Origin of the sequence: Pseudoalteromonas sp. NFXS39, from assembly GCF_040148775.1 — a bacterium.
In the GTDB taxonomy this organism is placed as follows: Bacteria; Pseudomonadota; Gammaproteobacteria; order Enterobacterales; family Alteromonadaceae; genus Pseudoalteromonas; species Pseudoalteromonas apostichopi.
In genome coordinates, this window is record NZ_JAGDEC010000016.1 from 22,480 (window position 1) to 32,493 (window position 10,014).

The 10,014-nt window shown below is 43.2% G+C and carries 6 protein-coding genes; 4 read left to right on the forward strand and 2 right to left on the reverse strand.

The window, feature by feature from the left end:
- Window positions 1-384: 384 nt before the first annotated feature.
- Both J3455_RS19485 and J3455_RS19490 read right to left on the reverse strand, forming a co-directional pair.
- Window positions 385-2,535, reverse strand: a complete 2,151-nt coding sequence (locus J3455_RS19485; protein WP_178927306.1) for a TonB-dependent receptor family protein — start codon at window positions 2,533-2,535, stop codon at window positions 385-387.
- A gap of 854 nt (window positions 2,536-3,389) precedes the next feature.
- Window positions 3,390-4,235 (reverse strand): LysR family transcriptional regulator, encoded by an 846-nt coding sequence (locus tag J3455_RS19490; RefSeq protein WP_130050851.1) that lies wholly within the window; start codon window positions 4,233-4,235, stop codon window positions 3,390-3,392.
- Window positions 4,236-4,359: 124 nt separating this feature from the next.
- Here J3455_RS19490 and J3455_RS19495 point away from each other — a divergent pair, with 124 nt between their 5' ends.
- The 4 genes from J3455_RS19495 to gcvP all read left to right on the forward strand — a co-directional run bounded on the left by J3455_RS19495 (window position 4,360) and on the right by gcvP (window position 9,753).
- Window positions 4,360-4,959 carry a hypothetical protein gene (locus tag J3455_RS19495; protein WP_349562244.1) on the forward strand — a complete coding sequence of 200 codons (600 nt, stop codon included), beginning with the start codon at window positions 4,360-4,362 and terminating at the stop codon, window positions 4,957-4,959.
- A gap of 179 nt (window positions 4,960-5,138) precedes the next feature.
- Window positions 5,139-6,221 carry a glycine cleavage system aminomethyltransferase GcvT gene (gene gcvT, locus J3455_RS19500; RefSeq protein ID WP_130050853.1) on the forward strand — a complete coding sequence of 361 codons (1,083 nt, stop codon included), beginning with the start codon at window positions 5,139-5,141 and terminating at the stop codon, window positions 6,219-6,221.
- Window positions 6,222-6,272: 51 nt separating this feature from the next.
- The gene (gcvH, locus tag J3455_RS19505) at window positions 6,273-6,662 is read left to right on the forward strand and encodes a glycine cleavage system protein GcvH (RefSeq protein WP_054551324.1); all 390 of its coding nucleotides are present in this window, start codon (window positions 6,273-6,275) and stop codon (window positions 6,660-6,662) included.
- 199 nt (window positions 6,663-6,861) lie between these two features.
- Window positions 6,862-9,753 (forward strand): aminomethyl-transferring glycine dehydrogenase, encoded by a 2,892-nt coding sequence (gcvP, locus tag J3455_RS19510; protein ID WP_349562247.1) that lies wholly within the window; start codon window positions 6,862-6,864, stop codon window positions 9,751-9,753.
- Window positions 9,754-10,014: the final 261 nt, after the last annotated feature.

Sequence of the window (10,014 nt, forward strand, 5' to 3'; positions counted from 1 at the left end):
CGGCTTTTTTGATCGTAAACTAAAGCTATCAGCTTTCAGTCGTCAGCTATCAGATAGAAAAAGTTAGCGAGTTAGAAAGAGTAAAGGGGAGAGGTACGATCTTCGAGGGCCGAGATGCGAGTTGTAGGAGGCGTTATAACGCTGAAAAATTGAAGGGGTAGGTACCCCAACCTAAAACCAACGCTATGCTGTTAGCACTTAGCACTTAGCACTTAGCACTTAGCACTTAGCACTTAGCACTTAGCACCTAGCACCTAGCACCTAGCACCTAGCACCAATCCTACGCGATATAAAATGGCAGCTACAATTTTGCTAACTCGCAGCCCGCAAAAAAGCCGTGGGATTTTCATCACACGGCTTTTTAAATTTCGCTAAAACGTTTTATTAAAACGAGTAGCTGTAACCCAGTTGTAGGCTACGTGGTTTGCCAGGTTGAATACCACCGTTTGCACGGTTTGCAACGTAGGTTTTGTCAAACAGGTTGTCTATTGTTAAGTACACTTTTTGTTTGTCGTCGATTAGGTATTTAGCAGCTAAATCCCACACAACGCGGCTGTCGATTGCATTGCGACCTGAGTCTGTTAAGTCTGCGTGTGCATCAGACACGTAACGCATTTGTGTATCGAATACAAAGCTTGAGAATTCAGCACCTACAGAAAGCGCTAATTGGTTTTCAGGTACGTATGGCATTGCATCGCCTTTTTCTACGCTACCCCAAAGATCAGATTCAAATGCATTATCGAACTCAGAATCAGTGTAAGTGTATGTTAAGCGAACTGGGAATGAAGCTGCATTTGTAGCAAACACTTTACCTGCGCTTAGCTCAAAACCAGACACCGATACTTCACCGTAGTTGTATTGATCGCCAATGTTGTCATCGCTACAACCAACAGACGCAGTACAGTTACCGTGCATGTTTGTGTAGTCAGAGTTAAAGTAAATTACTTCACCTTGAATGCCAGCGTAATCGTAACGACCACCTAGCTCAATGTTGACACTCTCTTCTTCTTCTTGGTTTGCATTACCAGGGGCTGCTGGTGCGTAACCTTTTTGAATACCAGCAAGCAGCGTTAGGTTGTCGCTTACTGTGTATGTTGCACCTAGAGATGGCACTAAGATCTCAGTGTCGTTGCTGATGTCTTTTGTTAAACCATTTTCACGGTTTGGATCAGACTTAGCCCATTCAACACGTTTGATTGTGATGTCTTCGTAGCGAAGACCAGCGCTAATTACTAATGCATCAAGTGACCACTCATCTTGAATGAAAAGGGTAGTCGCTTCGGCGCTATCTAAACGGTTACTGTTTGAACCTGGAACGCCTTTTTCTGTTAGCGTCATTGATAAGTCTTGGTTAAGTGTGTATTTGTCTTCCCACTGGAAACGATCCATTTCATCTTCATGGTAACGTGCTCCAACAGTAAAGTAGTGGTTACCTGCAGGAATATGGAATTCAGTTTGTAAGCCTTTTGCTTGGTAATCACGGTTATTTGCTTTTACGCCAACACCCTCAATACCTTCGCTAGTTGGGTTTGCTTCAAATTCACTGTATTGCTCAAGGTAACTTGTGCTTACTTTACTTGCTTTATACCAGTTACGGTGGAAGTCGTTTAAGTAAGCTGTAGCAAGTAGCTCGTAACCTTTACCAAAACGGTATGCATAGTTAATTTGGTATGCATTGTGTTGTGTGTTCATTTCGTCGTTTTGCGATGCAGCATAACGACGATAAGGGGTTGCTTGGTAATCAGCGTCAGTTAAACCCATGTAAGTTTCGTCAGAACGCTCGTCTGAGTACTTTAATTTCATTTCTAGGCTGTGTGCTTCGTTGTCACCAAAGTCAAAACCAAACTTTAATAAGAAATCGTTCTTTTCAAAGCCTGTGTTGTCGCTGCCAACTGGTAAGTCTTTAAAGCCATCTGCGCCGTAAGTAAATACTTCTACAAGGCCAGCAGCGTTGTTTTTCTTTTTACCGAAGTAAGCATGACCTTTGTAGAAACCATCGCTACCAAGTTCAGCGTTAAGTAAACCTTTAGAGCCTTCTGTTGGTAAGCTACGCGAAACTAAGTTTAAAACACCACCGGTTGTACGCGGACCATACTTAACAGAAGCAGCACCTTTTAGTACTTCGATAGACTCCATACGACCCATAGTAGGGAAGTAGTAAGCAGAAGGAGCAGAGTAAGGTGCAGGTGCGACAAGTACACCATCTTCCATTACAGAGATTTTGTCGTTACGGCCTGTGCCTGTACCACGCATACCGATATTAGGACGAAGACCATAGCCGTCTTCTTCTTGTACATATACACCAGGTACAGCACTTAAAACACGAGAGATATCAGTGTATTCAAACTTTTCTAGTTCTTGCTCGTCTATGAATGTAGCAGAACCTGGAATATCGTTAATTGCTGATGCAGAGCCAATTACAGTGATCTGCTCAAAGTTTTTCTCTTCTTTAGTTACATCTTTTGCAAAAGCATTCGCGCTTAAAGATAAAGCGACCGCAGTCGAAAGCGTAGAAACAATAAACTTAGGTGTCATTGTGTGTCCTGTGTATTTAGATTTTTTTAACGGGCGCAATTAAAACATGTAATATAATGCGAATCAATCCTATTTGTAATAAAAGTGCTGTTATCTGTAAGTTGTTGTATTCACTTGTTTAAATAAATTACAGTAGTATTGTAATATCATTCTGGTTCGGTGATGTGTTAAGTAAAACTTAACAAGTTAGCGAGTTAGAAAGGGGAAAGAGCAAAGAAGCTTTAAGCTAGATTGTGCCTGCACATAGTTAAATTGAAATGCACGCCTGTAGGCGTGAAATTTATTTCGCGCGATATTTCTTAAACAACGGGTAATTCGTAGGTCGGGCTTTAGCCCGTCAATGTTAGTGATTATGTGTCGCCATAAATGACGATCTACAATATTTTTTTTGCACAAAGAGAAGAGAATGAGAAGAGCCAAAAGAGAGTTTGTTTTCCTCTGAAGCGAAGCGTCTCTTGTCCTCTTTGTGATTTTTACTTTCTCTATGTAGCGCGAAGCGCCTCGGTGTACTCTGTGGTTCAATATTTTTTTGCACAAAGAGAAGAGAATGAGACACGCCAAAAGAGAGTTTTGTTTTCCTCTAAAGCGAAGCGTCTCTTGTCCTCTTTGTGATTTTTACTTTCTCTATGTAGCGCGAAGCGCCTCGGTGTACTCTGTGGTTCAATATTTTTTGCACAAAGAGAAGACAATGAGAAGTGAATGAGTAACCCTATAAAAATTATTAGTTACTATCCTCTAAAGCGCAGCGTCTCTTGTCCTCTTTGTGAATATTCATTTTATTATGCGATATGAAATCGCTGCTACAATTTTGCTAACTTGCTAACTTGCTAACTTGCTAACTTGCTAACTCACACCTATGTCAAACGCAGGGCGATGAACTCAGCAAGTTTATCGACGGCGGTTCCTGGGTCTTCAGTGCGTTTAATTAAACTAATACCTATTTGCCCAAGTTCAGGTAGGTCTTTGGTTTGTAATTGGTAATTCAGCTCATTAGGTACGGTGCTTTTTGCGAGCACAGTAATGCCTAAGCCTTCTTTTAACGCGGCAGTCAGGCCGGTTAAGTCAGCATTACTGTAGGCAATACGGTATTTAATACCGGCACTTTGTAGTGCTTCTATTGCTCTGCGGCGATAAATACATCCCTCAGGAGCGGTGACTAGCGTTACCACATCGTTTTGTGCAAGGTTTAAATCGCCTACCCATACTAATTGGTCTTGCATAAAAATAGGGAACTTGGCTGACTCTAGCTCTTCGTTTAATGCCAGTACTAAATCGAATTGATCTTGGCGCGAGACCGACAACAAATGTTTACTCAAGCGAGAGCGAACTTCTAGTGATACATCCGGGTAGAGGGCAACGAAGTCACCAATGATTGAAGGTAGAATACGTGCGGCAAATTCACTTGGGATCCCCAAGCGCACTTTACCTGTGACATTTTCGCTGGTGAACTGCTGCAAAATAGCATCGTTTTGTTGCAGCATTTGTTTAGCTAATGGCATAAGCAATTCGCCATATTGATTAAGTACTTGGCGCTGACCTTGCTTTTTAAATAGCTTATGACCCAGCATGTCTTCTAGGCGCTTAATTTGTAAGCTCACAGCAGGTTGCGATAGCCCCAATAATTCACCTGCTTTGGCAAACCCGCCAACTTCAACAACGGTTACTAAAGTACGTAAGCTATCGGTAGAAATGTTCTTCATTAAAAAATTCTATTTATAGGGCTATATATATAAGCATTATTTATCAATTGATAAATAATTACAATTTGTTGTTGCCAGCACGGCGCAATATACTTCAAGCATTAACGATTGATAGGTGTCACATATGACTTTTACGCCAATAATGTTTGCTCGCCACAGCCAAGCTGAGACTCCAGCAGATAATGTGCTACGAGCTAATAGCGATATTGCCATTATGGATTTTAGTGGCACTGAAGCAATCCCATTTTTAACGGCTATTTTAGGTCTTGATATTAATAAGCTAACTGCTAGCGGTTTAGGCTTACGTAGTTCATTAGACGATGACCTAACAAGCAGCTACGCTTATGCCCTGTACTACTTTAACGAAACTGCATTTCGTTTTGTGTTAGGTAAAGATGCTAGCGTGCAATTACAGTCGCTTATAAATGAGCAACAACTACGTTACGACATTGATTATGTAATGCGTGACGATTTAAGCGCGCTAACCCTAAGTGGTGAGCAGGCGTTTGATGCCTTAGTAGACAGCTTTAAGCTAACGCCGGGGCTACGTTTATCAGACATGCGCAGCTGCTATGGTACACAAAGCGGTGAGGTATTTATTACTGCGATAGATAACCAAGCAACACAGCAATTTCAGCTGGTGGCGCGCCAAGCAGAGCTTGATAAATGGCAAACGCACTTACAGCAGCTCGGTTTTGATTTAGCCTTAGCCAACGTTGCTTAAAACATAAAATATTTAAAACAGCTACGCACTTGGGTGTTTAGCTGTTTTTTAGTTACAAAATCGCAATTTGGGTGTGACAACTGTGCAACTAATGTATAATCGCCGCCCATGTTATTCCCCCTCATTAAATTGAGGCCACGCCCCACACTAGTGGGTTAATTTAAAAGTGAAGGAATATTATGACTTCTAAAACAGTTTTACATGCTAAGCACCTAGAAGCTGGCGCAAAAATGGTTGATTTCCACGGCTGGGAAATGCCAATCAACTACGGCTCACAAATCGAAGAGCATAATGCGGTTCGCACAGATGCAGGTATGTTTGACGTATCTCACATGACAATTGTCGATATTCAAGGCGAGCAAGCACAAGCGTTCTTACGTAAGCTAGTTGCAAACGACGTTGCTAAGTTAACAGTACCGGGTAAAGCACTTTACACAGGTATGCTTAACGAAGAAGGCGGCGTAATCGACGACCTTATCATCTACTTCTTCTCAGAAACGAACTACCGTTTAGTTGTTAACTCAGCAACGCGTGAAAAAGATTTAGCGCATTTAGCTAAAGTTTCAGCTGATTTCGCCGTAACGGTAACTGAGCGTCCTGAGTTTGCAATGATTGCTGTTCAAGGCCCAAATGCACGTGCCAAAACAGCAACAGTACTTACTACAGAGCAACAAGCTGCTGTTGAAGGTATGAAGCCTTTCTTTGGTGTGCAAGCAGGTGATTTATTTATTGCGACAACAGGCTATACTGGCGAAGATGGTTATGAAATCGTAGTACCTAACGATCAAGCTGCTGATTTATGGCAACAACTTCTAGACGCAGGCGTAGCGCCAGCAGGTCTAGGTGCTCGTGATACATTACGTCTTGAAGCAGGTATGAACCTTTACGGTCTAGATATGGACGAAAGCGTTTCTCCACTTGCTGCAAACATGGCGTGGACAATCGCATGGGAGCCAGAAGATCGTAAGTTTATTGGTCGTGAAGTATTAGAACAGCAACGCGCTGACAAGAGCACAGACAAACTAGTTGGTTTAGTGCTTGAAGAAAAAGGCGTATTGCGTAGCGGTTTAAAAGTTATCGTTGAAGGTGGTGAAGGGGTGATTACCTCTGGTACATTCTCACCAACCCTTGGTCACAGTGTTGCGCTAGCACGCGTTCCGCGTTCAACTGGCGAAACAGCCCAAGTAGAGATGCGTAAAAAACTGGTTAACGTTAAGGTTGTTAAACCTTGCTTTGTACGTAACGGCAAATCAGTTATCTAAACTATAAAAAATTTGGTGTTATCACCCAATATAAACCAAAGGAACAAAAAGATGAGCAATATCCCAAGCGAATTAAAATATGCTACTTCACACGAGTGGGTTCGCGACGAAGGTGACGGTACGTTTACTGTAGGTATCACTGAGCACGCACAAGAACTTCTTGGCGACATGGTATTCGTTGAATTACCAGAAGTTGGTGATGAAGTTGACGCGGGTGAAGACTGCGCAGTAGCTGAGTCTGTAAAAGCAGCATCAGACATCTACGCACCAATCGGCGGTGAAATCGTTGCAATCAACGAAGAGCTTGAAGATTCGCCTGAAACAGTAAATAACGACCCGTACACTGACGGTTGGTTATTCCGTATCAAAGCATCTGACACATCAGAGCTTGATAACCTGTTAGACGCTGAAGGCTACGCTAACACAATCGACGAAGACTAATTAATTAGTCACGCCGACTAAAAGCCCCGTCTAGATCCCCAGCTAATTAAATGCGTAGCTAGGGTTTCACTGGGGCTTTTATGATTTTATAGCTTACTTTTCCATACGCTGTAAGTTACTGAATCAACCTGTTTTTAAGTTATTGCCAGTTACCCATTGGCAGTAACCACTTTTTTTTGGATCATAGGAATCTGGACAAATGTCAAACGCCAAATCTCTTGAACAATTAGAGCAAAAGCAAGATTTTATTCGCCGTCACATTGGGCCAAGCCCAGCGCAAGTAAGCGACATGCTGAGCGCTCTTGGAGTATCGAGTGTTGAAGAGCTGATCGGTCAAACGGTACCTGCAAGCATTCGCTTAGAGCAAGGTTTATCAATTGGCGAAAGCCGCACTGAAGTTGAAACACTAAGCTACTTAAAATCAGTAGCAAGCAAAAATAAAGTGTTCAAATCATACATCGGTCAAGGCTACCACCCAACTCACGTGCCACACGTAATTTTACGTAACGTACTTGAGAACCCAGGCTGGTACACTGCGTATACACCATACCAACCAGAGATTGCACAAGGTCGTTTAGAATCATTATTAAACTTCCAGACTATGACCCTAGACCTAACAGGTCTTGATTTAGCAAGCGCGTCATTACTTGACGAGTCAACGGCTGCTGCAGAAGCAATGGGCCTTGCAAAGCGCGTTGCTAAAGCTAAAAAAGCAAACATCTTCTTCATTGCTGATGACGTACACACACAAACTATCGACGTTGTTGCTACACGTGCAGACCAGTTTGGTTTTGAAGTGGTTGTTGGTCCTGCAAGCGAAGCGGCTAATCATGAGATTTTTGGTGCATTATTCCAATACCCATCAACAACCGGTGAAATCACTGACGTAACTGACCTAATCGCACAAGTACAAGACAAAAAAGCGATTGCCTGTGTTGCTGCAGACATCATGAGCTTATTAATGCTTAAAGCACCAGGTAAACTAGGTGCAGACGTAGTACTTGGTTCAGCACAGCGTTTTGGTGTACCTATGGGTTACGGTGGTCCTCACGCTGCATTCTTCGCAACACGCGACAAGTACAAGCGTTCACTACCAGGTCGTATTATCGGTGTTTCTAAAGACCGTTTAGGTAACGACGCACTACGTATGGCAATGCAAACACGTGAACAACACATTCGTCGTGAAAAAGCCAACTCGAACATCTGTACAGCGCAAGTATTACTAGCGAACATGGCAGCGTTCTACGCGGTTTACCACGGTCCACAAGGCCTGAAAACGATTGCTGAGCGTATTCACCGTTTTGCAGACATCTTAGCTGCAGGCTTAAAAGCGAAAGGCGTAAACCTTAAGCACGACACATGGTTTGATACACTGACTGTTGCTGCAGATAACAAAGACGAAATCGTTGCACGAGCAGTAGCAAACGGCGTTAACTTTGCGTCTAACCGTGCAGGTGAATACTCAATTTCTGTATCAGAAACAACAACTCGTGCAGACGTAGCTGAGCTATTCGACATCATCTTAGGTGAAGGTCACGGCCTAAGCGTTGACGCACTGGCAAACGAAATCGAAGTAAACGGCAGCAACTCTATTCCTGCAAGCCTAGTACGCGATGACGAAATTTTAACGCACCCTAACTTCAACTCGTACCACAGCGAGACTGAAATGTTGCGTTACATCAAGCGCCTAGAGAACAAAGATTTAGCGCTTAACCACTCAATGATCTCATTAGGTTCATGTACCATGAAACTTAATGCGACAGCTGAGATGATGCCTATCACTTGGCCTGAGTTTGCAAACTTACACCCATTCTGCCCACTTGATCAGGCAGCGGGTTACCAAATCATGATGACTGAGCTACATGATTGGTTAGTAAACATCACGGGTTACGATGCAGTTTCACTACAACCTAACTCAGGTGCACAAGGTGAATATGCAGGCTTAATCGCAATTCGTAAATACCACGAGTCACGCGGTGAAGGTCACCGTAACGTATGTTTGATCCCAAGTTCAGCGCACGGTACAAACCCAGCGTCTGCACAAATGGCAAGCATGAAAATCGTGGTTGTTGACTGTGATAAAAACGGTAATGTTGATATGGCAGACCTTAAAGCGAAAGCCGAAGAGGTATCTGAAAACCTATCTTGTATCATGATCACTTACCCATCTACACACGGTGTTTACGAAGAAACAATTCGTGAAATCTGTGACATCGTGCACCAGCACGGCGGTCAAGTGTACATGGACGGCGCAAACATGAACGCGCAAGTTGGTGTTACAAGCCCAGGTTCAATCGGTTCTGACGTATCGCACCTTAACCTACACAAAACATTCTGTATTCCACACGGTGGTGGTGGTCCAGGTGTTGGCCCTATCGGTGTTAAATCTCACCTAGCGCCATTTATGCCTAACCACAGCGTAATTAATGTTGCTGGCACAAACATCGGTAACGGCGCGGTTTCTGCTGCCCCTTACGGCTCAGCAGCTATTCTACCAATCTCGTGGGCATACATTGCCATGATGGGCTCTGAAGGCTTAAAACAAGCTACAGAAATGGCTATCGTGAATGCTAACTACTTATCTGAGAAGCTAAGCGAGCACTACCCAATTTTATACCGTGGCCGTAACAACCGCGTTGCGCACGAGTGTATTGTTGACCTACGCCCGATCAAAGAGCAAACAGGCGTTACAGAAATGGACGTAGCTAAACGTTTACAAGACTACGGCTTCCATTCACCAACTATGTCATTCCCAGTAGCTGGCACACTAATGATTGAGCCAACTGAGTCTGAGTCTAAAGTTGAGATCGACCGTTTCATCGAAGCAATGGTGTCAATCAAGTCAGAGATCGACCGTATCGCATCTGGCGAATGGTCAATTGAAAACAACCCGCTAGTGTTTGCACCGCACACACAAGCAGACGTACTAGGCAATGAGTGGGACCGTGCATACGACCGTTTCTACGCAGCATTCCCAGTACCAAGCGTAGCAAAAGACAAATTCTGGCCTACAGTAACCCGTATCGATGACGTATACGGCGACCGTAACCTAGTTTGTTCATGCCCAGCGGTTGAGACATACCGTGACTAAGGTTTGATTTGATAACTGGTAATAAAGTTTGTGACAGTTTTAATGAAGTCTGTGACAGTTAATTAAGATTGTGACAATCTAGCTAGTTGAACACTAAAAAGGCGAACCGAAAGGTTCGCCTTTTTGTTAACTCGTTAATTAGATGGTACGCCCCACCCATTAGCTAAACTAACAGAGTTGGCTATTATTGGAGGAAACCATTATGTCAGTTGTTAAAGTTATAGGTATTGATTTAGGTAAATCAACTTTTCATTTAAGTGG